The sequence below is a fragment of the Paludibaculum fermentans genome (genome assembly GCF_051172195.1).
Taxonomy (GTDB): domain Bacteria; phylum Acidobacteriota; class Terriglobia; order Bryobacterales; family Bryobacteraceae; genus Paludibaculum; species Paludibaculum fermentans_A.
This window is the reverse complement of sequence record NZ_JBPJAQ010000001.1, coordinates 540,200-566,423: the sequence shown is the minus strand read 5'-3', so window position 1 is coordinate 566,423 and position 26,224 is coordinate 540,200. Positions and strand designations below refer to the sequence as shown.

At 61.8% G+C, this 26,224-nt stretch carries 21 protein-coding genes; 10 read left to right on the top strand and 11 right to left on the bottom strand.

Translation table 11 applies throughout. The annotated features are described in order from the left end of the window. Positions 1 to 260: 260 nt before the first annotated feature. The 3 genes from ACR9Y2_RS02330 to ACR9Y2_RS02320 all read left to right on the top strand — a co-directional run bounded on the left by ACR9Y2_RS02330 (position 261) and on the right by ACR9Y2_RS02320 (position 6,220). The gene (locus ACR9Y2_RS02330; RefSeq protein WP_435039412.1) at positions 261 to 3,722 is read left to right on the top strand and encodes a TonB-dependent receptor domain-containing protein; all 3,462 of its coding nucleotides are present in this window, start codon (positions 261 to 263) and stop codon (positions 3,720 to 3,722) included. A 68-nt stretch (positions 3,723 to 3,790) separates the two neighbouring features. After that, on the top strand, positions 3,791 to 4,936 hold the full coding sequence (locus ACR9Y2_RS02325; RefSeq protein WP_435039411.1) for a pyridoxal phosphate-dependent aminotransferase: 1,146 nt from the start codon (positions 3,791 to 3,793) through the stop codon (positions 4,934 to 4,936). 3 nt (positions 4,937 to 4,939) lie between these two features. Next, a complete protein-coding gene (locus ACR9Y2_RS02320; RefSeq protein ID WP_435039410.1) occupies positions 4,940 to 6,220 on the top strand; it encodes a SulP family inorganic anion transporter in 1,281 nt (426 codons plus the stop codon). Positions 6,221 to 6,245: 25 nt separating this feature from the next. Here the strand turns inward: ACR9Y2_RS02320 and ACR9Y2_RS02315 are convergent, their stop codons facing one another. From ACR9Y2_RS02315 to ACR9Y2_RS02305, 3 genes are all read right to left on the bottom strand, one after another. Further along, complete coding sequence (locus ACR9Y2_RS02315) at positions 6,246 to 6,863, bottom strand: hypothetical protein (RefSeq protein ID WP_435039409.1); 618 nt, start codon at positions 6,861 to 6,863, stop codon at positions 6,246 to 6,248. A gap of 231 nt (positions 6,864 to 7,094) precedes the next feature. Further along, positions 7,095 to 8,519 carry a DASS family sodium-coupled anion symporter gene (locus ACR9Y2_RS02310; RefSeq protein WP_435039408.1) on the bottom strand — a complete coding sequence of 475 codons (1,425 nt, stop codon included), beginning with the start codon at positions 8,517 to 8,519 and terminating at the stop codon, positions 7,095 to 7,097. Positions 8,520 to 8,613: 94 nt separating this feature from the next. Then, positions 8,614 to 9,303: a metal-dependent transcriptional regulator gene (locus ACR9Y2_RS02305; protein ID WP_435039407.1), complete on the bottom strand. Its 690-nt coding sequence runs from the start codon at positions 9,301 to 9,303 to the stop codon at positions 8,614 to 8,616. Positions 9,304 to 9,483: 180 nt separating this feature from the next. Between ACR9Y2_RS02305 and ACR9Y2_RS02300 the strand changes: the two genes are divergently transcribed. From ACR9Y2_RS02300 to pdxA, 3 genes are read left to right on the top strand one after another with little or no spacing between them, the layout of a single operon-like run. Beyond that, on the top strand, positions 9,484 to 11,886 hold the full coding sequence (locus tag ACR9Y2_RS02300; protein ID WP_435039406.1) for a TonB-dependent receptor: 2,403 nt from the start codon (positions 9,484 to 9,486) through the stop codon (positions 11,884 to 11,886). 47 nt (positions 11,887 to 11,933) lie between these two features. Next, complete coding sequence (locus ACR9Y2_RS02295; RefSeq protein WP_435039405.1) at positions 11,934 to 12,899, top strand: four-carbon acid sugar kinase family protein; 966 nt, start codon at positions 11,934 to 11,936, stop codon at positions 12,897 to 12,899. Beyond that, the gene (pdxA, locus tag ACR9Y2_RS02290; protein WP_435039404.1) at positions 12,881 to 13,843 is read left to right on the top strand and encodes a 4-hydroxythreonine-4-phosphate dehydrogenase PdxA; all 963 of its coding nucleotides are present in this window, start codon (positions 12,881 to 12,883) and stop codon (positions 13,841 to 13,843) included. The genes ACR9Y2_RS02295 and pdxA overlap by 19 nt, the downstream gene beginning before the upstream one ends. Here pdxA and ACR9Y2_RS02285 read toward each other — a convergent pair. Next, a complete protein-coding gene (locus ACR9Y2_RS02285; RefSeq protein WP_435039403.1) occupies positions 13,833 to 14,855 on the bottom strand; it encodes an acyltransferase family protein in 1,023 nt (340 codons plus the stop codon). The two genes, pdxA and ACR9Y2_RS02285, sit on opposite strands and share 11 nt — an antisense overlap. A gap of 92 nt (positions 14,856 to 14,947) precedes the next feature. Here ACR9Y2_RS02285 and ACR9Y2_RS02280 point away from each other — a divergent pair, with 92 nt between their 5' ends. Together ACR9Y2_RS02280 and ACR9Y2_RS02275 are read left to right on the top strand one after the other, a co-directional pair. Continuing rightward, complete coding sequence (locus tag ACR9Y2_RS02280) at positions 14,948 to 15,262, top strand: hypothetical protein (RefSeq protein WP_435039402.1); 315 nt, start codon at positions 14,948 to 14,950, stop codon at positions 15,260 to 15,262. Next, on the top strand, positions 15,259 to 16,911 hold the full coding sequence (locus tag ACR9Y2_RS02275) for a M1 family metallopeptidase (protein ID WP_435039401.1): 1,653 nt from the start codon (positions 15,259 to 15,261) through the stop codon (positions 16,909 to 16,911). The genes ACR9Y2_RS02280 and ACR9Y2_RS02275 overlap by 4 nt, the downstream gene beginning before the upstream one ends. 22 nt (positions 16,912 to 16,933) lie before the next feature. Here the strand turns inward: ACR9Y2_RS02275 and ACR9Y2_RS02270 are convergent, their stop codons facing one another. Both ACR9Y2_RS02270 and ACR9Y2_RS02265 read right to left on the bottom strand, forming a co-directional pair. After that, a complete protein-coding gene (locus tag ACR9Y2_RS02270; protein WP_435039400.1) occupies positions 16,934 to 18,481 on the bottom strand; it encodes an ADP-ribosylglycohydrolase family protein in 1,548 nt (515 codons plus the stop codon). A 64-nt stretch (positions 18,482 to 18,545) separates the two neighbouring features. Beyond that, positions 18,546 to 18,956: a hypothetical protein gene (locus ACR9Y2_RS02265; protein ID WP_435039399.1), complete on the bottom strand. Its 411-nt coding sequence runs from the start codon at positions 18,954 to 18,956 to the stop codon at positions 18,546 to 18,548. A 105-nt stretch (positions 18,957 to 19,061) separates the two neighbouring features. On the opposite strand from ACR9Y2_RS02265, the gene ACR9Y2_RS02260 reads away from it, so the two are divergent. Next, positions 19,062 to 19,793, top strand: coding sequence for a DUF542 domain-containing protein (locus tag ACR9Y2_RS02260; RefSeq protein ID WP_435039398.1), 732 nt, complete (start codon positions 19,062 to 19,064; stop codon positions 19,791 to 19,793). Between the two features lie 3 nt (positions 19,794 to 19,796). Here the strand turns inward: ACR9Y2_RS02260 and garD are convergent, their stop codons facing one another. Continuing rightward, positions 19,797 to 21,332, bottom strand: coding sequence for a galactarate dehydratase (garD, locus tag ACR9Y2_RS02255; RefSeq protein ID WP_435039397.1), 1,536 nt, complete (start codon positions 21,330 to 21,332; stop codon positions 19,797 to 19,799). Between the two features lie 12 nt (positions 21,333 to 21,344). Then, on the bottom strand, positions 21,345 to 22,235 hold the full coding sequence (gene garR, locus ACR9Y2_RS02250) for a 2-hydroxy-3-oxopropionate reductase (RefSeq protein WP_435039396.1): 891 nt from the start codon (positions 22,233 to 22,235) through the stop codon (positions 21,345 to 21,347). Between the two features lie 114 nt (positions 22,236 to 22,349). On the opposite strand from garR, the gene ACR9Y2_RS02245 reads away from it, so the two are divergent. Further along, positions 22,350 to 23,309 (top strand): aldo/keto reductase, encoded by a 960-nt coding sequence (locus ACR9Y2_RS02245; protein ID WP_435039395.1) that lies wholly within the window; start codon positions 22,350 to 22,352, stop codon positions 23,307 to 23,309. Here ACR9Y2_RS02245 and ACR9Y2_RS02240 read toward each other — a convergent pair. Genes ACR9Y2_RS02240 through bshC form a run of 3 tightly spaced genes read right to left on the bottom strand, consistent with a single transcriptional unit; the run spans position 23,306 to position 26,219 of the window. Next, complete coding sequence (locus ACR9Y2_RS02240; protein WP_435039394.1) at positions 23,306 to 23,926, bottom strand: class I SAM-dependent methyltransferase; 621 nt, start codon at positions 23,924 to 23,926, stop codon at positions 23,306 to 23,308. The genes ACR9Y2_RS02245 and ACR9Y2_RS02240 overlap by 4 nt on opposite strands. Then, on the bottom strand, positions 23,923 to 24,687 hold the full coding sequence (locus ACR9Y2_RS02235) for an HpcH/HpaI aldolase family protein (RefSeq protein ID WP_435039393.1): 765 nt from the start codon (positions 24,685 to 24,687) through the stop codon (positions 23,923 to 23,925). The genes ACR9Y2_RS02240 and ACR9Y2_RS02235 overlap by 4 nt, the downstream gene beginning before the upstream one ends. Continuing rightward, positions 24,684 to 26,219 carry a bacillithiol biosynthesis protein BshC gene (gene bshC, locus ACR9Y2_RS02230; RefSeq protein ID WP_435039392.1) on the bottom strand — a complete coding sequence of 512 codons (1,536 nt, stop codon included), beginning with the start codon at positions 26,217 to 26,219 and terminating at the stop codon, positions 24,684 to 24,686. Before bshC ends, ACR9Y2_RS02235 begins: the two co-directional genes overlap by 4 nt. Positions 26,220 to 26,224: the final 5 nt, after the last annotated feature.

Sequence of the window (26,224 nt, the reverse complement as noted above, 5' to 3'; positions counted from 1 at the left end):
CAATTTTTTCGATAGCGTGACAGCCGTGTTCTCGATTACAATCACAGAACATCAGGCAGTAAACTGAGAACCGATTCTCCCGTCACGGTTCTCCTCGCACCTCCCTCATCGCAGTACGTCGCTCCGTAGCGATACAAGCGCTCTCAAGTACTGAGCCCACCAAACTCATCCATCCAGTTCCGGGTTTGAATGCGCCCGGGATCCGAGTTACGTGACTTCAGGGGAGATACCACCACATGCAGTTCAATAAGTCTCTGGTAATGAGCGCATTACGGGGCATGCGAACATTGCCGCTTTTGGCGGCCATGCTTGCGACCACTATAAACGTTCAGGGGCAGTCGATTTACGGGAGTCTTCGGGGGCTGATCGCCGACAGTTCAGGGGGGACGATCGCCAACGCGAAGGTGATGATTATTGATGAGGGGACGAACCAGTCCCGTGCGGTGATTTCGAATACCAGTGGCGAATACAGCTTTGCGTCGGTGACCCCGGCGACATACAAACTGGTGGCGGAAGCGCCTGGGTTTAAGAAGTTCGAACGGACGGGGATCTCGATCGCAACGCAACAGTCTGTCGGGCTGGATGTGAAGATGGAAGTCGGCGCGGTGACCGAGAGTGTGATGGTGACCGAAGAGGTTCCGCTGCTGGAAACTGCTACTGCCTCCCAGGGCCAGGTGGTGGACCGGCAGAAGTTGACCGACCTGCCGAACCTGGGTCGCAATCCGTTTATGATGTCCCGCCTGGCACCGACTGTGGTGCAGGTGGGCAATCCCGCGTATAACCGCATGCAGGACCAGTCTGGTTCCTCGCAGATCTCGATCAATGGCGGTCCGGTGCGCGGCAACAACTATCTGATTGATGGTGTGCCGATTACCGACTTTTCGAATCGCGCCATCATCATCCCCTCTCTGGAAGCGGTTTCGGAGATGAAGATACAGTATGCGACCTATGACGCAGAAATGGGGCGGACCGGCGGCGGCGTATTCAATACCCTGCTCAAGTCCGGGTCCAATCAGGCGCACGGATCGCTGATGGGTTACATGCGCCAGACCGACTGGCTGGCGAACACGTTCTTCAATAACCGCAATAAGATCGCGATTACCGATCAGCCGTTCCGCAACTATGGCGGATCGTTCGGCGCGCCGGTGATCATTCCCAAGGTTTACAACGGCAAGAACAAGTCGTTCTTCTGGCTTGGCTTCGAAGGCTATCGCGACACGCAGGCCGCCAGCCGCGAGCAGTACACGCCCACCGCCCTCGAGCGTATCGGCGATTTTTCGCAGACCAAGAACAGCGCGGGCAACCTGCTGACGATTTACGATCCGCTCACGACTTTGGCCGACGGTTCGCGCACCGCGTTCGCGGGTAACGTGATTCCGCTGAGCCGCCAGGACACCGTGGGCAAGAACATTGCCGCCACGTACATGCTGCCCAACAAGGCATCGGGTGGGAACTATTACGGTCAGAACAACCTGGCCGGCGCCGGTCCGCTGGCCTCCAAGGCCGATCAGCTTTTCGGAAAGTTCGATCAGCAGCTCACCACCTGGTGGCGCGCGAGTCTGAGCTACATGCGGTACAACTCGGCCGAGCCGGGTGAGAATCCCTACCCGACAATTTCCTCGCCGGACCAGTGGCTGCTGCGCCGGTATGTGGACGCGACGGCCATCAACACGACGATTACGCCGTCCCCCACCTGGGTTGTGACCGTCCGCTACGGCTTTAACCGTTTCCCGAATATCGGCACGCAGAAGTCGCAGAACTTCAACCTGGCCACGCTCGGCTTCAGCAATGCGTTCATCAAGGATGTTCCGTCGCCGACATTCCCGAACGTGACAATGCAGAACGCCTATTCGCTGGGCACGAACAACAACTTCAACTACGTGCACCATTCGAAGAACTTCAACACCTCGGCCGCCAAATACATGGGCCGCCACAGCCTGAAGTTCGGCTACGACTTCCGCAGGATGCATGACGACGGTCTCGACTTCGGCAACAGCGCCGGCGCCTTCACCTTCGCCAACACGTTTACGCGGGCCAATTCGAACTCTTCGACTAGCGCTTCAGGCGCCGACATGGCGGACATGCTGCTGGGCGCGCCGGCCGGGGCGACCGGGTTCATCCCCACGAAGCTCTATCAGTATGTCGACTACCAGGCTCTCTACCTGCACGACGACTTCCGCGTCAGCACCAAGCTGACCCTGAACATCGGCCTGCGGTGGGAGCGGGAAACCGGCCTGAAGGAAGTCAACAACAACCTGATCACCGGGTTTGATCCGAACGCGACGAACCCGATCACCACAACCTCGGGCGTAACGACGAAGGGCGTGTTCCTGTTCGCTGGGCAGCCTGGCGCGAACTCCACCACAGGCAATCCGAACCTGAGCAAGTGGTCCCCGCGTGTCGGTGTGGCCTATCAGTGGAATTCGAAGACCGTTATTCGCGCCGGCTACGGCATGTTCTGGGCTCCGAACTTCGCGTTGGGCTCGCCTTACAACAGTGAAGGCATCACGGCCACGTCAGCTCCTTCGGCTTCGAATGACGGCAACAAGACACCGCTGATTTCGCTCTCCAATCCGTTCCCTAACGGCCTGGACAAGCCGGTGGGCAACACCCTCGGCGGCCTGACCGGCATCGGCAAGCCGATGACGATCTTCTCGCCGACGGCGACCTCGCCGCGGGTGCAGCAGTTCTCGTTCGACATCCAGCGCGATCTGGGCAGCGGTTGGGTGGCCTCCATCGGCTACTCCGGTTCTCGTTCGGCTCATTTGACCTGGACGACGGCGTCGCAGAACATCAACCAGCTGGATCCGAAGTACTTCAGCATGGGCTCCGCGTTGAACGCCGCGGTGTCGAATCCTTACTACCAGAAGGGCGGCGTGTCGGCCATCGGCGGCGCTACTGTCGCAGCGAACCAGTTGCTGCGGCCCTTCCCGCAGTTCGCTTCAGTGAACTACACCAACAACGACAACAACTCGGCGCAGTTTGACTCCATGGTGATCCGGGCACAAAAGAGCATGTCCAAGGGCCTGACGCTGGTGACCGCCTACACCTGGGCGAAGAACTTTGACATGGGCGGCGGCGGCCCCGGCAACAACCTGAACTCGGGCAACGGCGGACCGCAGGATGTCTACTCCATGGCCGGTGAATACGGTCTGGCGTACTCCAGCTCCCCGCACCGCTGGACGAATGCACTGACCTACGAATTGCCGTTCGGCAAGGGCAAGGCGATGCTGTCCGGTGTCTCCCGCGCGATGGACTACGTGGTGGGCGGCTGGTCCATCAACGCAATTTCAACTTTCCAGACCGGTTACCCGTTGATGATCTACATGAACAACAACGGCAACTCGGGCCTGGGCGCTTCGCGGCAGCGCCCGAATGCGACTGGCGTCTCTCCCGAGGCGTCTGGCAGCTTCGGCCAGCGGATCGACGGCTGGATCAACAAGGCCGCTTTCACCGACGCGGCTCCGTTCACGCTCGGCAACGTGTCGCGCACGATTTCGATGCGCGGTCCGGGTCAGGCGAATTGGGACATCTCGGTGTTCAAGACGGCGCAGATCTTCGAGAGCCTGAAGGTGCAGTTCCGCGCCGAAGCGCTCAACGCGATGAACACGCCGCTCTTCCGCGGACCCAACACAGCCTGGGGCAGCGGTTCGTTCGGCACCATCACTTCGCAGGGCAACTTCCCACGCATGCTTCAGTTGGGCATGCGTGTGTACTTCTAACCACTAACCGTGAGCGGCGGGACTGTCGTTCCGCCGCTTGCATTGAAAGTCTGTCTGGGGGCCACTCAATGACTAACCTTCTCTCGCACGAACAGAAAGTCGAACTGATCAAGCGCGGATTCAGCCGGCGTAGCATGGGCCGTCTCGGCCTGCTGCTGGGCGCCGGCTCTTCGCTGCCCTTCTTCAACGAGCCGGCTCTCGCCCAGCTCTCCAACATCGGCCGGATCTCGGCGGATGCCGTAAAGATCAACGCCAACGAGAACCCGATGGGTCCTTGTCCCGAGGCGGCCGAAGCGATTCACAGTGTTGTGCAGAAGGGCGGCCGCTATCTGTACGAAGAGACGTTCGACTTCTCGAAGACACTGGCCGATCAGGAAGGTGTCAAGCCGAACTACGTGATGCCGTTCGCTGGCTCCAGCGACCCGCTGCATCGCGCAGTGTTGGCATTCACCTCGCCCACCAAGCCCCTGGTGATGGGCGATCCCGGATACGAAGCCGGCCAGCGCGCGGCTGCCTTCATTGGATCCAAAGTGATCACGGTGCCGTTGACCAAGACCTACGCGCATGACGTGAAGGCCATGGTGGCGGCTAGCCCCGACGCCGGTGTGTTCTACATCTGCAACCCGAATAACCCGACCGGCACGATCACCAAGAAGTCGGACATCGAATGGCTGGTGGCGAACAAGCCAGCCGGCAGCATCCTGTTGCTGGATGAAGCTTACATCCACCTGAGCGGTGAAGCGTTTGGCACGGATCTGGTTGCGGCGGATAAGGACGTCATTGTTCTTCGCACCTTCTCGAAGCTGTACGGCATGGCTGGCCTGCGTGCCGGCGCGGCGATTGGCCGTCCGGACCTGCTCTCCAAGATCCAGCATTACGGCGCCGGTGCGCTCCCCGTTACTGGCATGATCGGCGCACACGCCAGCCTGAAAGTGAAGACGCTGGTGCCCGAGCGCCGGAAGATCATCGCCGATATCCGCACAGACACCTTCGACTGGATGTCCAAGAAGGGCTACAGCTTCGTGCCTTCCGTGAGCAATAAGTTCATGGTGGACGTAAAACGGCCTGGGCAGGAAATAGTGAAGGCGATGGCGGCCGAGAAGGTCTACATCGGCCGTGTCTGGAAGGCGTGGCCCACTCACGTTCGCGTTTCGGTTGGAACCAAGGAAGAGATGGCCAAGTTTAAGGTGGCGTTCGAAAAAGTAATGGCTTAAGCCATGCAACTACCCAAACTCCGCTATACGTGGAAAACGATGGCGGGCGACCTGAGTGGCGGCTTCATTGCCGCCCTCATCGCACTGCCGTATGGACTGGCGATGGCAGCCCTCATGGGGCTGCCGCCCGTCCTGGGTGTATTCACATCCCTTCTGACATCACCGATCACGGCGATTCTAGGCAGGAATCCCGTCCTGATCGGCGGAACATCTTCGGTTACCGTCCCATTCATTGCAGAGGCCGTGCGGTTGCACGGACTGGGTGGCGCCGCCAAAGTAAGCCTTGTCGCTTCCGTTTTTATGATGGCCTTTTCTCTTATGCGGCTTGGGCGGTATGTCTCCATGGTGCCTCACTCCGTTGTCACGGGTTTCTCCTGCGGCATCGGCGGCATGATGGTGGTTTCGCAGTTGTTCACAATTACCGGAATTAAGGGTTCCGGCAGCGGCTCGATGATGGAGATTCTGGTAGTCATCGCCCAGCGATTGACGGAAGCGCGGTTTCAACCACTGCTGCTATCGCTTCTCGTGATTGGGGTATGCGTGATGATCGCCAAGCTCTGGCCGAGACTGCCTGCGCCGCTGATTGGGGTCGGGGTGGCCCTTGTGGCGGCTAAGGTATTCGCATTCCGTGAGGCCCAGGTGGGCGTACTCTCATTGGAATTGCCGCCGTTCGCCGGGTTCGCATGGGCGCCGAAAGACGTCTTTTCGGTACTGCCCACCGGGTTTGCACTGGCCTTCGTTTCCAGCGTCAACATCCTGATTACGTCTCGCGTCGTGGAGCACTTCCGCGGCCGGCACATCAAGATGAAGAAGGTGGACGCGGACGTCGAGTTGGGTGCCTATGGCATTTCCAACGTGATTGCAGGGATGTTCGGCGCGCCCATGAGTGTCGGAATCCCGGCGCGGAGCTTGGCGAGCATCCGCTGTGGCGGCACCACGCGGATGTCTAACATCTTCCACGCTGCCGTGCTCGCGGCTGTAATTGGATTCGGTTCGGGCATCCTGGCGCAGATTCCCCTGGCCGCACTGGCTGGGGTGACCGCCTGGATGGGCTTCTGCCTGCTCGACTGGTCTGCATGGCGGCGCATTCCGCGCATGAAGGCGCTGGATGCCGCGGCCTTCCTGACGACAGCCCTGCTGGTGCTTTGCGTGAACGCCGTGGCGGCGGTCGCGGTGGGCTGCTCACTTTATGGCGCCGAGTACCTCTGGAAGAGGTGGAAACTGACGGGAGAAAACGCGCCCCTGGGGGAACTGCAGGCCGAAGTCAGCAAGCCGCGCGGCTGAGGCGGCCGTAGGAGGTGTTTGCGAACTAGCGCGTATCCCGGCGCTTCAGCGCGTGCTCGCCGAGGATGTCGAAATCGATCCGGTCGGCGATGAGTTGGGCTCCGGTGAGGGATCGCTTTGAGACGCCTTCCTTGGTGTGTCCCTTGGTGTTCCCGGCAATGTGATAGATCTCATGGGCCAGGACGCGAGCCATGGCGCGGCCCATCAGGGTATTGCCCCGGGCTACCTGGCCACCATGCATAGCACTGCGGGCCGCGACCCGCACTTTGTCGCAGAGCACTTCGCTAAAGGGCAGAACCTCGCCGTCGGTGGTATGCGTGAAGGCCAAGGGGCCGCGCTCATCCAACAGAGCTGGTTCAGTCTGCATCCGGCAGTTGCCTCGAAACTTAACCAGGACCAGGTCCGAGACTTCGGTGCCTTCCTTCATCTCTTCCCGGAGGCGCCATTCAACCTGAATGGAGGACTTTTGCAGTAGAGTATTCAGTTCCCGGCGCATCTCCACAAGCGACTCCGCCGGCGGCTGATTTTCATACTGTACTACCAGGGTGAGTGGGGCGTGGAGAGACGGCAGGCCTTCGAATCCCCAAGCGAGGCTCGTCGTCATGGCGACGGTAATCAGGCAGTTCACATTTAGGAAGCGCACAGGGCAACCCTTTGGATTGGCCACACTCTCGGGAGCCAACCCATCTACAGTATATTCAAGATTCCGGCGAGCGCAAGGGTTCGATCCGGACTGTTTACTCTGAAATCGAACGATACGGGGCCGGACTTTATAGTCAGGCCATTCGCTCCGGGCAGTTCAAATGAGTTCGGCCAGCCGCCAAAAATTCCCATAACATACTGATTTTGCGAGGGTTGCCTGAGTGCCTGGATGCTACCAGAGCCCCAGGAGTTTCCACCAGCCAAAGCCGATGGTGCCCCAGATCAGCAGGTGGCAAAGGGAGATCACAAAGCCGATCCGCCACCAGTCCTTCATCGAAACGTAACCTTGGGCGAAAAACATCGGGGCCGGTGTTGTCCCATAGTTCGTCAACCCGGCGCTGAGGTTCAGGAAACAGGCGAGGCTGAAAACGACCAGTCCAAGCGGCGCCCCACTGTGGGCGAGCAGGACCAGGAATGGCGCGTACATGGCTAACATGTGCGCCGTGATGCTGGCGAAAAAATAGTGGGAGTAATAGAAGATCAGCACCGCAATCACCAGCAGCGGGAACCAGTGCAAGCCCTCAAAATGGGCTCCGACGGCTTTGGCGAAGGTCTCGGTGACGCCATTCTCGTTGAGCGCCTTACCCAATCGCAACAGGCCGCCGTACCACAGGAAGATGTCCCAGGCGGCGTGTTCGCTGATGATGTGCTCCCATTGAAGGACCCCCGTGACCAGCAGGACCATGCTGCCCAACAGCGCCGCGACGGTGATGTCGATGCCTGTCCAACTGGAGGAGACCCAAGCCCCGCACACCCCAGCAAAGACCAGCGCCAGGAGTTTCTCCTTCGAAGTGAGCGGGCCCATCTTCTCGAGCTCGGTGCGGGCAAATTCGGCAGCTTCCGGTGTGCGCTTGACCTGGGGCGGAAACAGCCGCATCACCACCCAGGGGACGAGCGCCAGGGAAATCAGTCCGGGCACAATGCCCGCGACGAGCCACCCGCCCCAGGTAACGCGGTAGCCCAGGTTGCCGGCCATTTGGGCGGCGAGCGGATTGCTGGCTTGGCCGGTGTAGAACATCGCGGCCGTGACGCAGATCGCCTGGTAGACGCCGGCCATCAGAAAGGCGCCCATCCGATTGGCCGTGGCGCCCGGCGTGGATCCGTAAAGCTCGGAGATGGAGCGGACAATAGGCAGGATCACGCCACCTGAGCGGGCTCCGTTCGACGGGATAATCGTCGCCAGAACCATGTCGGAGAGCGATAGCGCGTAGGATACCCCCAGGGTGCTGTGTCCGAAGAGGCGAACAAACCCAAGCGCAATTCGGCGGGCCAGCCCGGTATTGATCAGTGCGCGCGAGATGAAGAATGCGGCCTGGACCAGCCAGACGGTGGAGTCGGCATAGCCGCCCAGCGCGTCTGAGAGCTTCATGGTCGTCAGCAGCGGGGTGAGGGTGATGGCCAGCAGGACGAGGCCGCCGCCCGGGATGGGCCGGATGATCAGGCCGGCGACCGTGGCGAAGAACAGGCCTGTCAGACTCCAGGCCGAGGGGGTGAGTGTGGCAGGCCGAGGGATGAGCTTAGTGAAGATCAGGTAGATGGCGATGAGAACGGCGAAGCCCCATACTGTGCGGCGCCAGTTTTGCTCGGGTGCGGGCACTAAGCCGAACCCCGCGTGAGAGCTTCATTCGCGCGGCGGAACATGTACCATCGGGGCCGGAGCATAGCTCACACTATATCCAGTTTTCGGCGAGTTACTGGCTGATGTACACCGCGCTGGAAAGGCGGCCCGTCAGGGCAATGTCCTGGGCGGCCGGTCCGACGCGCACGCGCATTGGGCGGCTGCCAGTACGGCGCTCCGTCACAGTCAGGCGCGTACGCGGCACGATGCCGAGATTCTTCAATTCCCGCAGGACGTCCGGGCGGCGATCGGACACGCTGGTCACGACCCCCGTATTGCCAGCCGGTAGTTCGGCGAGACAGATTTCCCGGCGCTCCGGCAGGCTGCCGTCCTTGCGGGGAATGCCGTGGCCGTGAGGATCAATCAGCGGATCGCCCAGTTTGGCGGCGATGCGCTCTTCCATGCGTTCCGAGATAAAGTGCTCCAGGCGTTCCGCCTCGGCGTGGACTTCGTCCCAGGGATAGTCCAGGATGTCGTGCAGGAAGAGTTCAATCAGCCGGTGGTGTCGGATCACTTCCAGCGCGCGGCGCTTGCCGGCCGCGGTCAGCCGGGCGCCGCGATGCTTTTCGTACTCCACGAGCGGCGTTTCCTGGCCGGCGAGCTTCTGCAGCATGCCGGTGATCGAGGCCGGCCGCACCTGCAGGTGTTCCGCCAGGGCGTTCCCTGTAACCCGGTCTTCCTGCGGTCCGCCGATGGTGAGGATTGCCTTGAGGTAATCGTCGGTCGATTCGCTGTTCGCGCGTGTCGTGCTCTTCTTTGCCACTCAACCTAAACCTAGCCCATGGCGCCGGAGAGCCGCAACCTGTCCGATGACAGAGCAGAAGTGGCCGTTCCCGGCTGGAAATGATCCGGTTACCGGAAATGCTTGCCAAACGGGCGGAGTCGTTCTAGAATCCAATTTAGGCACACCTAAATTCTGGGGACGGGGACAACTTAACTCTTGATGAGCCACCACTACCGCTGGTTATGGCCGATCTATTTCTATGTCTGTTCGTGCGCCTTCGGGCAGAGCACCGCTTCCGTGGCGGGCACGGTACACGACCAGACTGGGGCTCCAATATCCGGAGCGCACGTGGTCGTGAAGAGTCCACTGACAAATTTCGAGCGAAGCTCGGTCTCGGATGGGGATGGCGCATTCCAGATCACGAACATTCCTGCGAGAAACTACGAAGTCACGGTCCAAGCGCCCGGATTCCGGCCCTTTGAGACCACCCTCGCACTCGCCGCGCGCCTGACGGCCGAATTACCGGTCAAGCTCGAACTGGCTGCAAATGAGACCCACGTGAGCGTGACGGCCAGTGATCGCGCCCTGCTAGTGAATGCCGAAGAGACGGGGACGCGTGCCCAGTTGAGCGAGACCGACATCGGCAAGATGGCACTGCAGGTGGGTAATCGGGGGCTGGAGGCCGTAGTTGTCAGCTTCCCCGGGTTCGCGCAGAACGCCAATGGAGCAATCCATCCGCGCGGCGCACACAACCAGATGTCCTTCATCATCGACGGCATGCCGATTACTGATCAGCTCACTGGCGCCTTTGCCAATTCCGTCGATCCCAACATCGTCCAGAACGTAGAACTGTTCACCGGCAACATCCCCGCGGAGTTCGGCAACAAGGTTTCGGCGGTGGTGAATGTCACCAGCAAGACCGGCCTGGGCACCGGCCGGCTGCTGGGCGGCTCGATCGCTGTGAGCGGCGCCGGGTTCGATACGCTGTCCCAGGTAACGCAGGTGGCGGGCGAGAAAGGCAAGCTGGGTTTTACGTTCTCGCTGAACACGATGAAGTCAAACCGCTATCTGGACCAGGTCTCCCTCGACAACCTGCACAACGGCGGCAACTCGCAGCGGGCGTTCTCCCGGCTGGATTACCAGGCCGGCGCACACGATGTGCTGCGGCTGAATCTGCTAGCTGGGCGATCCTCCTTCGAACTGGCGAACCTGCGATCACAACAGGCGCGGGGGATGGATGAACGACAGGAACTACGGGATGTATCCGCTGCTCTTGGTTGGGTCCACACTTTCAATGCGAATACACTGTGGAGCAGCAACTCCTCTTACCGCACGACCGTGGCGCAGTTGTTCCCAAGTGACGGCGACTTTCCCGTGACGGCGGCGCAGGCGCGGCATCTGTCGACGGTTACTTTCCTCAACCAGTTGGGCGTCGTGCGCGGGCGGCATAATGTCCGCTTTGGCGTCGATATCCAGCATTTCCCGGTGAGCGAGAATTTCTCATTCGGCATCACGGACCCGATGTTCAATGTGCCTGGTTCGGATGCTTACCTGCCGAACCTGCTGGCCTTCGACCTGAGCCGCGGCGGGCGACTGTTTCAGTTCTCCAAGCGCGCCTCGGGTTCGCTCTACTCCAGCTACCTGCAGGATGAGATCAACCTCGGCAACTTGCACGTCTCGGCCGGGCTCAGATTCGACAACTACCGGTTTCTAGTGCATGGCAGCCAGTTCCAACCACGGCTCGGCATCTCGTACAACATTCGAGGGATGGGCACGGTGCTGCGGGCGTCCTACAACCGGCTGTATCAGACACCGCCCAACGAGAATTTGCTGATCTCGAACTCCGATGAATCCAGTGTGCTGGTGGCGCCGCACATCCGGGAGACAGTCGGGAGTGCCGTCGTCCTCATCCGGCCAGAGCGGCAGAACCTCTACGAAATGGGGCTGCAGCAAGCGGTAGGGCGGAAGGTTAGTCTGAACGCGTCGTTCTATCACAAGGATGCGAAGGACCAGCAGGACAATAATAGTTTCTTCAATACGCCCATCATCTTCCCGATGCAGTTGAAGTCAATCCGAGTGAATTCCGTGGAAGGCCGTATGGTGGTGACCCCGGTGAGGGGTTTTTCGGGTTCGCTCAGTGTGACCCATGCCCGGGCTATCTCCACGCCGCCGTTCACGGGCGGGCTCTATATCGGCAATGGCGACGTCGCGCTGCTGAATTCAGGCCCTTTCGTCATCGATCACGATCAGGTATTGAGTCTGCAGACGATTGTGAATTACACAGGTAAGAAGGGCTTCTACGCGACGTGTTCGATGCGCTATGACAGCGGACTGGTGACCGCCGCCGCTGATCCAGTTCAGGTAGCGAGAGATCCCGACTATGCCGATTTGTTGCCGCTGGTGAACCTGACCTCGGCGCCTCCTCGCACCAAGCCGCGCGCCGTGACGGACTTGGTGCTGGGCTACCAGCATTTGCGCGGAGAGAAGCGGCAATGGGAGGCCTCGCTGCAGGTCTCGAACATCAGCAACGAGCGGGCGCTGTACAACTTCCAATCCGCTTTCGTCGGCACCCGCCTGGTTCAACCGCGCACCGCGGGCGTCCGGCTCTCGTGGTTCTTCTGACGGGCTGGTTCGTTTCCATGTATGTATAAAGGGTGGAAACGCTCCGCTTGCTGGCACTGGCTGATGACCTGACGGGCGCGCTGGAAGCAGGCGCACGCTTCCGCGATTCAGTCGTGTTGCTCAAGCCGCAGCCGGGCCGGCCCGAGAGCGTGGTAGTCTTCGATACCGAATCCCGCCACCTGGCGCCAGACGTCGCGGCATTCAGGCTGTTGGGCGCCATGGAGAGTGCAGTCTCGGACATCGTCTACAAGAAAACGGACTCCACTCTGCGCGGCAACATTGGGGCGGAGTTCAAGGCCTTGCTGGGCGCCTACCCCGAGTCAGTGATCTGCTATGTGCCAGCGTACCCAGAACTTGGGCGCACTGTCCGCAGCGGAGTTCTGTACGTGAACGGGATCCCTGTCCACCAGACCAGCTTCGCGCGCGATCCGCTGAATCCAGTAACAGAAAGCCATGTGTGGAAGGTGCTGGCTGCCCAGGGCTGCGATTTAGAGCGCGTCCGCATCTTTGATGGAGAGTCGCCCACCGACGTCCATGCGGCTGCTGCGGAGGCGCTGGCAAGCCCTCCACCCGTCGTGGTGGCTGGCCCGGCGGCGCTGGCTGGGGCATTGGCCCGGGCCTTGGGCATTGCGCGGGCAACGCCGGAGAGCTGGCCGGAGGTCTCCGATTGCGTCGTAATCAATGGCAGCGCACATCCCGCATCGGCGGCACAGGTCGGCCTGGCTCGGGAGAAGGGGATTCCCTGGGCCTTCGACCGGACGGCGGGCGCACACGACACGCTGATCATCTTTGGCGGCGATACGGCGCGCGGTGTCCTGCATCGCCTGGACGATCCCGTGCTGCACCCATTGGGCGAAGTCCTGCCGGGGGTTCCGGTGTCGTTGTTCGAACATGAGGGACGGCGGCGTGTACTCATCAGCAAGGCCGGCGGTTATGGCGCTCCGGATCTTCTGCTGCGGCTGTACGAACGGCTCTGCCAGACTGAAAAGGAACCATGGAACTGCTCGGCATAACCATGGGCGACTCCAGCGGAGTCGGCCCGGAGATCCTCCTGAATGCGTTTCAGAGAGGCGAGATCACGTGCCCGTTCGTCGCCTACGGCGACACGGCGGCACTGGAACGCTACAACGTCCATGGCGTGGAGATGCGCTCCATCACCCAGCCGGACGACTACCGGGAGGGGGTCCTGAACGTCGTGAATTCGGGGCTGATGAGCGGCGCCGACGTCACCCCCGGGGTAATCAACGCGAAGTCAGGTCATGCCGCGCGGGAGTATGTGATCGCGGCGACCAAGGCTGCCCTGGCCGGCCAGATCGCGGCCATGGTGACGCTGCCGATGAACAAGGAAGCCACGCAGTTGACGGATCCTGGCTTCACGGGGCACACCGAACTGATTGGCGCTCTGTGCGGCGTGGAGGACGTCACCATCATGCTGGCGTCCGACCAGTTGATTGTGACCCATGTGAGTACGCACTGCTCGCTCGCCGATGCCATTGCACGGGCGAGATTCGACCGCATCTGCACGATCATCCGCATGACGAGCGAGGCGGTGCTCCGGCTAAAACCGGGCGCGAAGATCGCGGTGGCGGGCCTGAATCCGCATGCCGGCGAGAACGGACTGTTCGGCGACGAAGAGATCCGCGAGATCCGTCCGGCTGTGGAATGGGCGCAGGCGCAGGGGATGCCCGTCGATGGGCCCTTTCCTCCTGATACGGTGTTCTTCCTGGCCGTCAGGAAGAAACGCTACGACGCCATCGTGTGCATGTACCACGACCAGGGCCACATTCCCCTAAAGTTGCTCGATTTTGAAGCCGGTGTGAACGTCGCACTGGGGCTGCCCATCATCCGCACCTCGGTTGACCACGGCACCGCCTTCGACATCGCGGGGCAGGGCATCGCATCGACGGTCAGCCTGCTGCGCGCCATCGAGTTCGCACAGCGCCTGATCAGAACTTAAGGAACCACTGTCTGCGCCACAACGCCCAGGCGATAAGGTAGAGGATCAGGACATTCGTCAGGGCATAGAGCAGGCTGGCGTTGATCGGGGATGCGACAGCGAGGCAGATGTTCTGGTGGAACCAGGCTCCGGCGCCGCTGCGGATGGCGATCTTAGCCAGTGCGCCGCTCAGCAGGAACATCAGGATTGCATTGGAGCCAAAGATCTCGAAGGGCCGGAACCAGTGGCCGAAGCCGCGCACGTCGCTGATGTAATACCAGGCTCCGAAGAGGAGCGAGGCGAGTCCCGCCATCAGTACGCAGTAGGAAGTGGTCCACAGGTTCTTGTTGAATGGCATCCAAATGGCGAGCACGTACGCGAGAGCGAGCAGGCCTGCACCCGCCCCAAACAACACGCGTAGCCGTTGCAATGGCACCGCAAAGCGCCGCATCAGATGGCCGGTGAGGATTCCAAAGAAGACCGTGCCGATGGCGGGCAGCGTGCTGACGATGCCCTCGGGATCCCAGACTTTGGTCACGCGCCACATGTGGCCGCTGAGAAACTGCGTGTCTACATAGCGGGCGAAATTACACTCCTTTGTCAGTGAGCCTGGACCGCATTCCGGAGTCGGATAGAGCGTCATCAGGCCCCAGTAGAGGACATTGAGGCCGATAAGCCAGGCGACCTGGCCGCGCACTTTCGTAAACAGAAAGACGACTCCGGCGATCAGATAGCAGACCGCGATCCGCTGCAGCACCCCGGGAATGCGGATGGTGGCAAAGTCGATGTTCGGGAAGGGACCCAGCAGGAAGCCCAAAAGGAAGATGATGACGGCCCGCTGGATGGTGTGGCGCAGCAGCGCGCCGCGATCGTCGCCACGTTCCATGCGGCGGGCGGTGGAGAGGGTCATGGCCACGCCCACGATCCACAGGAAGAACGGGAAGACGGTGTCGGTGAACGTCCAGCCGTGCCATTCGGCGTGTTCCAGCGGCGCGTACGTAGGGCCGGGCCCGGGATTGTTGACCAGTATCATCGAAGCGATCGTCGCGCCTCGAAACAGATCGAGTGCCTGGAGTCTTGCTCTCGGGGCGGTGGTCATCTCAGTGAGACGCTACCATATCGGACATGACCGAAGAGGTGGGGCTGCTGGTATTTGGCGACAATCACTTCATCGTGAGGGGGCCGCGGCCGACCTTGCCGGAGGCCCTGGCGCTCGCCCGGCGCTGGTCGTTGATCACGATCGGAAGCGGCATTGTGGCTACCGACGAACAGCTGCCTTGGCGTGTGTCGACGCGAGAGTTCCGCGAAGAGCTGAGCTGGGCTGTTCGAGTGGACGAACGCCCGCCGTCGGAGGCCGTAACCCTGTTGTTGCGGGAACTGGAGCAGCGCGGAGTCGAGATCCGGATGCCCAATCGCGCTAGCCTAAAGACAGAATCGTGACCGACATCCACTCCTATTCGAATCCCACGGAATCCCGTGTGCGCCACGTTGAGCTCGACCTGGCCGTCTCCTTCGCTGAGAAGAAACTGCGCGGCGCGGCTACGCTGACGCTGGACCAGGCCGGCAAAACGCTGGTGCTGGATACACGCGACCTAAATATCCTGCGGGTAAATGGCTCCTCGTCGGGGTTCACTCTCGGGCCGCGGGACAAGTTCCTTGGCGCACCTTTGACGATTCCGCTGGCGCCGGGTGTCCGCAGCGTAGTGGTCGAGTACGAAACCGCCCCTCAGGCTTCGGGCCTGCAGTGGCTGGAGCCTCCGCAGACCGCGGGCAAGAAACATCCTTTTCTGTTCTCGCAGTCGCAGGCGATCCATGCACGTTCTTGGATCCCGATTCAGGATTCACCCGGCGTGCGGGTGACGTATTCGGCGCGCATCCACGCTCCGGTGCCACTGACTCCGTTAATGTCTGCGCGGACCGTGCGGCCTGGCCACTTCCACCTGCCCGAGCCCATTCCGCCATATCTCATTGCCATCGCGGTGGGCGATCTTCAGTTTCAGGCGATCGGCCAACGCTGCGGCGTCTGGGCCGAGCCTTCCGTCCTGAAAGGCGCGGCCTGGGAGTTCGCCGACATGGAGAAGATGGTGGCGACGGCGGAAAGCCTCTATGGGCCTTACCGTTGGGGCCGCTACGACCTGCTCGTATTGCCGCCTTCGTTCCCATTTGGCGGCATGGAGAATCCGTGCCTGACCTTTGCCACGCCCACCGTGATCGCGGGCGACCGGTCTCTCGTGTCGTTGGTTTCACACGAACTGGCGCATTCCTGGTCAGGCAATCTGGTGACGAATGCGACCTGGTCCGACTTCTGGCTGAATGAAGGGTTCACCACCTACATTGAGCGCCGGATCCAGGAGGCGCTGTACGGCCGCCGCCAATCCGAAATGGAGTTCGCCATCGAAGTGGGCGAACTCAAGGATGAGATGAAGGACCTGCCCCCGGCCGATCAGCATCTGGCTGTCGACCTGAAGGGCCGGGATCCGGATGACGGCATGACGCAGGTGCCGTACGGCAAGGGCGCACTGCTGCTGCGGAAGCTGGAGGAGAAATACGGCCGCGAGAAGTTCGATGCCTGGATCCGGTCCTATTTCGACCACTTCGCCTTCCAGTCCATCACGACGGACCAGTTTGTCTCCTACCTGCATCAGTCGTTCCCCAACGAAAACCTGGACGCCTGGATTCATCAGCCGGGTTTGCCGCCGGACGCCCCGAAGATCAACTTCGACTTCGAAACGAAGCCTCGCAAGGCCTGGGTCACCGCGGAATGGCTACACTGGCTGCGGTCGCTGCCGGAGGATCTGAGCGCCGCAAAGATGGCCGATCTCGACCAGCAATGGGACTTCACCCACGCCGGCAACAGTGAGGTGGCGGCCCAGTGGCTGCTGATGGCCGTGCGTGCCAAGTATGAGCCGGCCTATCCGCGATTGCAGGAGTTCCTGGTGCAGGTGGGGCGTCGCAAGTTTGTGAAGCCGCTGTTTGAAGCGCTGGTGAAAACACCGGACGGCCGGACCCGGGCACAGTCCATCTATCAGCAGGCGCGGCCCGGCTATCATCCAATCACGCAGGCCACAGTGGATGCGATTCTGAAGTAGATCGCGTCCACGCGGAGCGTGTTTAGCGGAAAACCACCAGGTTGCTGAGGGCGATCTTCGCCCCTTTGGAGCCCTGGTAGGGCTCGCCCTTCACAACCAGTTTCAGCGTGTGCTTGCCAGGCTTGAGCGCGAAATCATGGTAGACGCTTTCGCCTCCCTTGCTCGCATCCTCATCGGGGTAAACGTCGACTGTCGAGGCGAGCTTGCCATCCAAATACACGTCAGCCAGGCCGCCGTCAGGAAGGTAGAGGCCCACCAGGATAAAACCTCGGCCTTCGAAGCCTATTTCGGCGGAGGAGCCCTTCGTGGAAGAGACCCGAGACCCTGTGTTACGGCTCGATTCGTCGGTCCACTGGCCGCTCCACTGCCAGCGGGGGTCGTTGATCGCCACACGCTCAGCCGGCGACCCGTAGTCGTCCCAGACCTCCAGCTTCGGAGCTCTCGCAGCCTGCGCAGGAACCGTGAGCTTATCCCCTTCCAGCTTGCCTCCGGCTCGTTTCACCACGGCCAGGGCGCGGTTGTAGGTGCTGTCCACGATGGTCTCGAAGGTGAAGTCGGTGTACTGGAACTTGCGATGGGCCAGCGGCGGGATGCCGCTCTTCCATACATCGGGAATGCGGTTCCAGCCCAGCATCGTGCCCAACACGCCCGCGGCCGAGGACGGATTGCAATCGGAATCCTGCCCGGCGCGGGTCGAGATCTGGATGGTCTTCGTCATGTCGCCATCGCCGTAGAGCAGGCCCAGGGCAATGTAGGCGCCATTGATCTTGGCATCAATGTTGAAGGGCTTCAGGGCGCCTTCGGGGCACGGTTCGCGCTTGTTCCACTTCTCCTCGATCAGGTGCCACGCCTTCTCCCAGTCATTCGGGTTCTGCTTGTGCCAGGTCATCAGGTCAGAGATCAACTGGCCGTAGGGACTCTTCGCCGGGATGCAGGCCAGGCCGGCTTCCACCACCTTGTGGGGGTCTGATTCGAAGAACGCCGCGGCGTACATACAGCCCACGAACATGCCGCCGTAGATGCCGTCGCCGTAGTTCATGACTCGGCCCGCCCGCCAGGCGATGTCGTTGGCCACCTGCGGCAGTCCAGGCGTCATCAGTCCGATGAAATCAGCTTCGATCTGAAAGTCGATGTCGTTCGCGTGGGCGTTGTATTTCGGAGTGCCGGAAAGAGTGGCGGGCACTCCACGCTTGAGAGCCCGGCGAGCGGCCAGATTCGCGTGCCACAAATTGTAGCGCGCGTTCTTGAACATCGCACCGAAGTCGTCCGTAGTGGCGTCGAGGCCCTTGTCATCCAGGACCTTCGCGAACGTCATGTCGACATAGAGGTCGTCCTGGTTCAGGGCGTTGTCGACCTTCGAGGGTTTCCACTCGGGCAGCCTGTCGACCGGGATGATCTTCTCATTGAAGCGGAACTCAGTCGGCGCTCCGTAGCTGACGCCGAACATCTGCCCGGCCCAGCCGCCGCGGATGCGGTCCTTCAGGTCATTCACGGAAATGGTTCTGGTCTTGGCCGGTTGAGCGGCGCATAGGTAAATCGACAGAATAAAGGCGGCACTGAACCGGTTCATGGCTTCTCCGTCCCAAACAGTATCATTCGTGCTCCAACGGCGTCAAAGCAACTGTCGCGGGCACCTAGCTCACGCTTGCTGCCTGGAATGGCGGCTTGCCGGCCCGCAGCCAGCCTCCAAGGCAGACGGCCGGCGTCCACAGGAGCAGGAGTCCGACCTGGTACCACATCTGCACTTCCCCCCACGAGAGCGCGGCCGAGACAAAGCCCAGCAACTCGCCCCACAGGATCAGGCCGAGAATATGGTGCCACGGCTTGACCGGCGCCAGCCTGGCCGTCACCCAACCGCCGGCGATCGACCACAAAGTGCTGGTGGCGAGGCTCAGCGCGGCCAGGCTGTCGGGCGGTAGGCGGCCGGCGACGTAGCGATCCGGAAAGAGTGCTTTCAGCAAGCCGTCCGTTGCGACGACCAGCACTCCGACGGTGGCCCAGCCGGCCACGACGGAGAGGATGCTACGGATGGTAGTGCTTGCCATGCGGAGTATCTTACCCGCCGCATGGCGGATTTCCAAGGCGTTTGTGATCCCGGTCACAGACCGGGGCGGGCTTCCGGGCGGAAACTGGCATCAGGAGAACGACCGATGAATCAAACCGTCGCCGCCGGTACCGTTGGAGATTGGACCGCTCGCAACTTCCGTTGCGTCGTGGTTGTGGAGAAGTATGGCATCGACTTTCACCAGGAAGCCGAAGTCCCCATCGACGAAGCTTGCCGGCAGCGTGGCTTAAACGTGGAAGCCGTGCTCAGTGAATTGCAGGCCGCGGCAGCGCCCCGGCAGGCCGTCTCCGGCGACTGGGCGAACATCTCCCTGCGCGAGCTGACGAAGCACATCAATGCCCGCCATCACGAATATCTGAAGCTGGAGTTGCCCCGCCTTCGGCAGAGGCTCGATCGCATGGCCGGGCGCCACGGGGAACGGGACGGCGCCCTGCTCAGCCGCCTGCACACGGTCTACTGCAGCCTGCAGGAAGAGCTCGAATTGCACCTGCACAAAGAGGAGATGATCCTCTTTCCGGTCATCAATCGCTATGATTCAGCCGCCGAGACCGGCTATCCCATCGGCGCGCCGCCCTTCGGGACCGTGCGCAACCCCATCCAGATGATGCTCCGCGAACACGACGGAGCCACCGAGTCGCTGCGGCAGATGCGCGCCATCACTCGCGACTACGTGCCTGCGGATTATGCCTGTGCGAACTTCCGCGCCGTATTTGCCTCGCTCGAGGAGCTGGAAGCTGATCTGCTGGAGCACATTCGCGTAGAGAATGAGTTCCTGTTCCCCCGCGCCGCCGAGCTCGAAAAGGCACTGTTGGGGTGAGCCTCAAGTCACGGGGCCGGGGTTAAAGAGGGCCGGGGCGTTGTGCAGTTTCCACGTCTCGGCCCATGTCTTTTTCCGGCCGCTCGCGACTTCCAGGATCAGGTCGAACAGCTCCTGGCCCACCTGCTCGATCGACGCGTCGCCGGTGGCGATGCGGCCGGCGTTGACATCAATCAAGTCGGGCCAGCGCTCGGCCAGGGCCGTGCGCGAGGAAACCTTGATCACCGGCGCCATCGCCAGTCCATAGGGCGTACCTTCGCCGGTCGTGAAGACATGCAGATTCATCCCCGCCGCGAGCTGCAGCGTGCCGCAGATGAAATCGCTGGCCGGCGTCGCTGCAAAGACAAGCCCCTTCGTAGTGACGCGTTCACCAGGTCCGGCAACGCCCATCAGGGCGCTGGTGCCAGCCTTGGCCACGGATCCCAGCGCTTTCTCGACGATGTTGGCCAGGCCTCCGCGTTTGTTGCCGGGTGTGGGGTTGGCGCTGCGGTCAGCAAAGCCACGCTCCAGATACTCGTCATACCAGGCCATCTCGCGGATCAGCGCCTGGGCGACCTCTTCGCTGGCGGCGCGCGGCGTCAGCAGATGCACCGCGTCGCGGACTTCCGTCACCTCTGAGAACATCACCGTGGCTCCGGCGCGCACCAGCAGGTCCGCCGCATGCCCAACGGCAGGATTGGCGGTGACCCCGGAGAACGCATCGCTCCCGCCGCACTGCAGCCCGACACTCAACTGCGAAGCAGGGCAGGGCACCCGTCGGCGCCGGTTCAACTCCTCCAGGCGTCTCTCGGCGAAGCGCAGAATCGACGCGATCATCGCCTGGAAGCCGTGCTCATCCTGGAGCCGAACAACAAATGGATCCTCATCCTGCAGCACGGGCAGGTTCAGTGACGCAGGGAAGAGCTTGCCGGGTTGCAACTTCTCGCAGCCCAGGCTCACGATCAGGGGCGATTCGCCCAGGTTGGGATTCAGCGCCAGATTGCGGATGGTCCGGATGGGAACCGCAGCTCCAGGCGCCTGGATCGCCACACCGCAGCCGTAGGTGTGCGTGATCGCCACCACGTCGTCGACGTTGGGGTATCGCGGCAGCAACTCCTCTTTGATTCGTTTGACCGCGTAATCAACGGTCGGTGCCACGCACTGCACCGTCGTTGTGATGCCCAGGATGTTCCTGGTGCCCACCGTTCCATCCGGATTGGGATAACCATCGAAGGTGATGCCTTCCAGCGGTGCCAGCGCTGGGCGAATGCCATTAGCTCGGGGCAGTTGATCGAGGGCCGGCGCGGCCGGAAGGCTCAGCAACTCCTCGCGGACCCAGGACCCCTGCGCGATGGTGCGGCTGGCCAGTCCGATGACTTCTCCGTACCGGACCACCGGTTCACCCTCGCCGATCTCTATAAGGGCCACTTTGTGGGCCTGCGGGATGAACTCGGTCAGGGTCAGCCCGCAGGCGAAAGTGGTCCCGGCAGGCAGCCCCTCTGGGTTCACAATGATGGCGACATTGTCGCGCGCATGGACGCGTACATAGAGGGGCTGCATCGCTATGGTTCCTTACTCGGGCTTGCGCACCTGGCACTGCGCCATGTCTTCGATGATGTTGACGATGGCCGAGTGGTCGAGCTCGCCGCGGCCGTTGTTCACCGAGGCCACGAGCATCTGCTGCACCATGCTGGTGAAGGGCAGGGCGACCTTCATCGACTCCGCGGCCAGCAAGGCGTTGCGCAGATCCTTCTGATGCAGGCAGATGCGGAAGCCGGGCTTGAAGTTGCGGCCGATGACCATCGGCGCCTTGGCGTTCAGCACCGTGCTGCCCGCGAGGCCGCCTTTTACGGCATTGAATACAACCTCCGGATCCAGGCCCGCCTTGGTAGCCAGCACCAGCGCCTCGCCCATCGCGGCGATATTGCAGGCAACCATGATCTGATTGGCCAGCTTGGTCACGTTGCCGGCGCCTACCGGGCCAGTGAGGGTCGCGCTGGAGCCCAGCGACTTCAACACCGGGAGGCTCTTGTCGAAGGTCGCCTGGCTGCCGCCAACCATGATCGCCAGGGTTGCGTCGATCGCCTTGGGCTCGCCGCCGCTCACCGGCGCGTCCAGGAACTCCACGCCCTTCTCCGCACAGGCGGCTCCAACCTTCTGCGCCGTCACGGGGTTGATGGAGCTCATGTCCACGATGATTGAGCCCGCTGCCGCGCCTTCCAGCACGCCGCCCGGGTTCAACACAGCGGCTTCGACATCCGGCCCATCCGGCAGCATGGTGATGGTGAGCTCGGAACGCGCTGCCGCTTCGGCGGCTGAGGCGGCAGCTTCCGCGCCGGCGGCGGTCAGCTCTTCGACTGATGCAGTGACGATGTCGTACACGGTCAACTTGTGGCCGGCCTTCAGGAGATTCTTGGCCATGGGCTTGCCCATGATGCCGAGTCCGACAAATCCGATGTTCATTTTGTGGTGATTGCCTCGCTTCGATCAGAGTATCGGAACCGGGCATCCTCCGGTGGGCCGGAAAGGTCCCTCGCCCATGCGGTGGGGCCCCTACGGGGTATAACCAAAAGAGCGATGCAGACAAAACAACTTGGAAACAGCGACCTACACATCACCCCGCTCGGTGTCGGAGCCTGGGCCATGGGGGGCGGCGGATGGGCCTTCGCCTGGGGCCCGCAGGACGACAGCGAATCGATTGCGGCCATTCGCGCCGCGCTGGATGCGGGCATCAACTGGATCGATACCGCGGCGGTGTATGGCTTGGGCCACTCCGAGGAAGTTGTCGCAAAGGCACTGGAAGGCCGGTCCCGGAAGCCCTATGTCTTTACGAAGTGCGAGCGCTGCTGGGATGAAAACCGCCAGATCTATAAGAGCCTCAAGAGCGACTCCATTCGGAAAGAGTGCGAGGCTTCCCTGCGGCGCCTGAAACTCGACGTCATCGACCTCTACCAGATTCACTGGCCGGAGCCGGAAGAAGATATCGAAGAAGGCTGGGAGACCATGGTGCGGTTGAAGGAAGAAGGCAAGGTCCGCTGGATCGGAGTGTCGAATTTCAACGCCGCCCAGATGAAGCGGATCCAGAAGTTCGGCCCCATTACCTCCCTGCAGCCGCCTTACTCCATCCCCTCGCCGGATATCGAAACCGCGGCAATGCCCTTCTGCGCCGAAAACAACATCGGCATGATCGTCTACTCGCCCATGAAGTCGGGGCTGCTCACGGGCAAGATGACCCGCGAGCGCATCGAGAATCTGCCCGCTGATGATTTCCGCAAGAATGCTCTCAGCTTCAAAGAGCCCCATTTGACCCGCAACCTGGCACTCGTCGAACTCATCCGTGAGATCGGCAACCGGCACGGGCGTACGCCGGGCGAAGTGGCCATCGCCTGGGCACTGCGCCGCCCCGAGATCACCGCCGCCATCGTCGGCCTGCGCTCGCCCGCCCAGTTGGAAGGCGTGATTGGTGCGGCCGGCTTCCGTCTAGCGCCTGAAGAGATCGCGGAGATCGCCGCGTTTATGACCGCCAATCCGGTCTAGCGGCCGGTTTTCGGCTTCTGCAGCCACACGTAGCAGTGATTGCCCAGCCGCGCTGCGTGTGGCGTCTTCATCAGCCAGGGATCCAGGTAACGCAGCGGCCACAGCGCCAGTCCGAGCACGCCGTGTGCCAGGATTCGCCACCAACGCCAGGGCAACAGCATCTTCCCGAACTCCATGGTGAAGATAATCCAGGTGGCGGCAGGGCCTGTGCGCCAACCGGTTTTCACTACCTTCAGGCCCCCGGCCATCGAGGCCAGGCCATCGGGCGTGAATCGCCGGTAATCCTTGGGGTACTCGTGAAACGGGTGGCAAAACGGCGTTACCACATGGGCGAAGCCGCCCGGTGCGAGCACGCGTTCGATCTCCCGCATCACACGCTGCGGCATGTAGACATGCTCCAGCACCGCATCGCACTCCACGCGTTGGAAGACGTCATCCGGGAAGGGGAGTTCATGCGCGTCACCAAGGACGTCGACGCCCGGAGTCGCCAGGATGTCGAGGTTTACATAGCCCGGCACGTGGCGTCGCGCGCCGCCGATGTACAAATTCCAGCGGCCCAGCGGAGCGTCGATCCGCAGTTCGTCAGGATTGTGCAGGTAGGGGTCGGGTAGCTTCACCGCAGCGCGTTCGTGATTTCCAGGCCGCGTTCGTAAAGCATCGCAGTTTCGCTGCTGCAGCCTACAAAGAGCATGCCCATCTTCTTCCAGCGCTGGGCCAGCGCCAGGTTCCTGGCCTGCGCGCCGGGGGCGACGCCATGTGCAATGCAGCTCTCGATGATCTTTTCGACCGTGGCGAGCATCTTCGGGTGTTCGAATTCGCCGGGGACGCCCAGGCTGATGGTGAGGTCCACCGGTCCGATCATCACCGCGTCGACATTGGCCACCGACAGCAACTCGTCACGCGCTTCAAAGGCCTTCACGGTTTCAATCTGAAGCACCACCATCTGCTCGCGGTTGAGATGCTCCATCATCTGCGGAATCGTGACCGGCTCGAAGTCGAACGACATAGTCGTCAAGCCCATGCCACGCATTCCAACAGGCGGAAACTTGGTCCAACTGACGGCCTTTTCGAGCAGGGCCGGATCTTCCACTCTGGGAAAAATCACACCCTCGGCGCCGCAGTCCAGTGCCCGGGCGACCAGCGAATACTGAAGCTCAGCCACCCGCACGATGGGGCTCAAACCCACCTTCACGGCGATGCGGCACAGATCCTGCAGCGTCTCCTGGTCAAACCCGCCGTGCTCCCCGTCCAGAAAAGCCCAGTCGAATCCGGCGGCGGCCAGGATGCGCGCCACGTCCTGCGAACGCAATTGAGCGAAAGCCGTGCCGAGTTGGAGCCTTCCCTCGCGCAGAGCCTTTTTAACGGAATTGGGTTTCATACGGTCAACAACAAATGGTCCGGACAGCCGCGGTGGACGTTTTCATAAATGGTGTCGATCAGATCGAAGCCATGCCGCGCCAGGAAAGGCAGCAGCGAGAACAACCGCTCCTGTAAATGGCGTTCGGGGAACACCAGGCCGCTCAGGTGCGCGGCTCCTTCAGTCACCTGGAGGTTGCGGCGCATCGCCTCGCGCGAGGTCTTGCGGCGGTTCTTTTCAAGCTGATAAAGGATCTTCGCCCGGCTCTTCACGAGGGCCGCGCCAAGTGTGGGGTCGAAGCTCTGAAGTTCTCGCTCCAGCCGCTCCAGCGAACTGCGGACTTCGCTCGAGACGTCTTCGAACGTCGCGCCCAATGACTCGGGAATAAGTCGCGAAGCGATGCGCTCCTTCAGGGAATCAGCTCCATGGAAACAGTCAGTCAGCGTGATGTGGAACTTATCCATCAGTGTGTGCGCACGCTCATCCAACAGTGTGAACCCACTCCTCGGCACGGCCATCGGCATGCGGCCCAGCAGGGTCTGGTATAACACCTGCGATTGCGCGAGATAAGCGAGTTCGGCCGGTCCACCGATATAGGCCGCCGTGGGCAGCAGATAGTCCTGCATCACCGGCCGCAGCAGTGCATTCGGAGAGAGCGAAGCGGAATCGGAGGGGACTTCATCCGGAGCGAGCTTCAGCCGGCGGCCGCCCTCCAACTTGAAGAACAGCGAGGTGTCTTTGTCTACCAGGACCTGCGAGTGGTAGCCGGCGGCTTCCAGTTCTTTGCCGCGTGCCATCAGGGCCTGCGTCAGCTCGTCGCGGCGTTCCAGCGCCGCATGCAGCATCGGCGCGGCCACTTCCCGCAAGGCGGGTTCCAGCGGATCCAGGAAGATCAGCCCGTGGCCGGCCAGTAAGCGCTGGATCAACAGGCGAAATGCCTCGCCAAAGGTGCGGCCCGGCTGATAGGCGTCATCCACCAGTTCCATCACCTCGTCGGCGTAGAGGAACCCGCGCAGTGTCTCGCGCATTTGATCCACGGGCGCGGTCGTGATGGGAATCGAGCCTACCGGCTGCCCGGGTTGCCCGGCCCCCGTCGCTTCCAGGCGGGCCGCGCGCTGCCGCGGATCGAACATCCAGGCGTGCTGAATCTCCTGGAAATCGTGATCTTCGGTAGCCAGCCAGAAGACAGGTACGGCCCGGATGCCGGAGTCGGTCAACTGGCGCGCCAGCTTGGCTGCCGTCAGGGCCTTATAAACGGTGTAAGCCGGCCCGGAGAACAAACCCACCTGCTGGCCCGTCACGATCGCCACGGTGTCGGGCAGTTCCAATTGGGCCAGGGAAGCGGATTCGCCGTTGATCTTGCGCAAGGCCGCGACGACCTTCTGCCGTCGCTCGTCGGGAATTCCGGCCGCAATGGCCGCACGGCGCACAGACTCCGGGTCGTGCGGATTGTGCGCGTAAAACTTTGCCACCCGCTCGAAGCGGTACAGATAGTCAGCGAAAAGCGCGCTGGTACCCGGCAATTCGGTATGCGGAATGCAGGTGCTTCTCATGCCTT

Bases quoted from the DNA above. Each gene is read 5' to 3' on its own strand.
- ACR9Y2_RS02260 (WP_435039398.1), top strand. From the start codon at position 19,062: ATGAATCAAACCGTCGCCGCCGGTACCGTTGGAGATTGGACCGCTCGC.
- ACR9Y2_RS02245 (WP_435039395.1), top strand. From the start codon at position 22,350: ATGCAGACAAAACAACTTGGAAACAGCGACCTACACATCACCCCGCTC.
- ACR9Y2_RS02265 (WP_435039399.1), bottom strand. From the start codon at position 18,956: ATGGCAAGCACTACCATCCGTAGCATCCTCTCCGTCGTGGCCGGCTGG.
- ACR9Y2_RS02280 (WP_435039402.1), top strand. From the start codon at position 14,948: ATGACCGAAGAGGTGGGGCTGCTGGTATTTGGCGACAATCACTTCATC.
- ACR9Y2_RS02330 (WP_435039412.1), top strand. From the start codon at position 261: ATGAGCGCATTACGGGGCATGCGAACATTGCCGCTTTTGGCGGCCATG.
- ACR9Y2_RS02325 (WP_435039411.1), top strand. From the start codon at position 3,791: ATGACTAACCTTCTCTCGCACGAACAGAAAGTCGAACTGATCAAGCGC.
- ACR9Y2_RS02285 (WP_435039403.1), bottom strand. From the start codon at position 14,855: ATGATACTGGTCAACAATCCCGGGCCCGGCCCTACGTACGCGCCGCTG.
- ACR9Y2_RS02300 (WP_435039406.1), top strand. From the start codon at position 9,484: ATGAGCCACCACTACCGCTGGTTATGGCCGATCTATTTCTATGTCTGT.
- pdxA (WP_435039404.1), top strand. From the start codon at position 12,881: ATGGAACTGCTCGGCATAACCATGGGCGACTCCAGCGGAGTCGGCCCG.
- garR (WP_435039396.1), bottom strand. From the start codon at position 22,235: ATGAACATCGGATTTGTCGGACTCGGCATCATGGGCAAGCCCATGGCC.
- bshC (WP_435039392.1), bottom strand. From the start codon at position 26,219: ATGAGAAGCACCTGCATTCCGCATACCGAATTGCCGGGTACCAGCGCG.
- ACR9Y2_RS02270 (WP_435039400.1), bottom strand. From the start codon at position 18,481: ATGAACCGGTTCAGTGCCGCCTTTATTCTGTCGATTTACCTATGCGCC.
- garD (WP_435039397.1), bottom strand. From the start codon at position 21,332: ATGCAGCCCCTCTATGTACGCGTCCATGCGCGCGACAATGTCGCCATC.
- ACR9Y2_RS02235 (WP_435039393.1), bottom strand. From the start codon at position 24,687: ATGAAACCCAATTCCGTTAAAAAGGCTCTGCGCGAGGGAAGGCTCCAA.
- ACR9Y2_RS02320 (WP_435039410.1), top strand. From the start codon at position 4,940: ATGCAACTACCCAAACTCCGCTATACGTGGAAAACGATGGCGGGCGAC.